This window comes from Kitasatospora sp. SC0581 (genome assembly GCF_048159585.1).
Taxonomy (GTDB): Bacteria; Actinomycetota; Actinomycetes; order Streptomycetales; family Streptomycetaceae; genus Kitasatospora.
This window is the reverse complement of sequence record NZ_JBLRWA010000215.1, coordinates 1-374: the sequence shown is the minus strand read 5'-3', so window position 1 is coordinate 374 and position 374 is coordinate 1. Positions and strand designations below refer to the sequence as shown.

General features: G+C 47.1%; 1 protein-coding gene. It reads left to right on the top strand.

Annotated features, from left to right (window positions below; all coding sequences use genetic code 11):
• The coding region (locus ACLWS4_RS37840; protein WP_416876549.1) for a hypothetical protein at nt 1-374 on the top strand (374 nt) is incomplete at both ends.

The following is a 374-nucleotide window of genomic DNA, read 5'->3' as shown; positions in this document are numbered from 1 at the left end:
GGCTATGAAATGAATAAGATCATTTTAGGCATTCGGGCAATGATCCGCGACTTTAAAAATGGAAGCGAAACGGTGGAACAGATAAGCAAGGAACAGGAAATGGAACTGCAACACATGTCCGCAGCTTTTGAACAAATCTCTGCAGCTGTCCAAACTTTTCGGGGCGGCGCTGAGATTCAGGGCAACTCGATTGGAAATGCGAGTGAGATGGTGGAAAAGATGATGGAAAAAGTAAGGGAACTGCAGGAGGAAGCAGAGAACGCTGTTGAAGGGGCGGATGAAGCGCTGAGAGATGCAAGTAAGGGAGAACAGGCTGTGGAATTGGCGAAAAACCAAATGAAGGCCATTCAGGATGAAGCTTCAAATACAGCGTC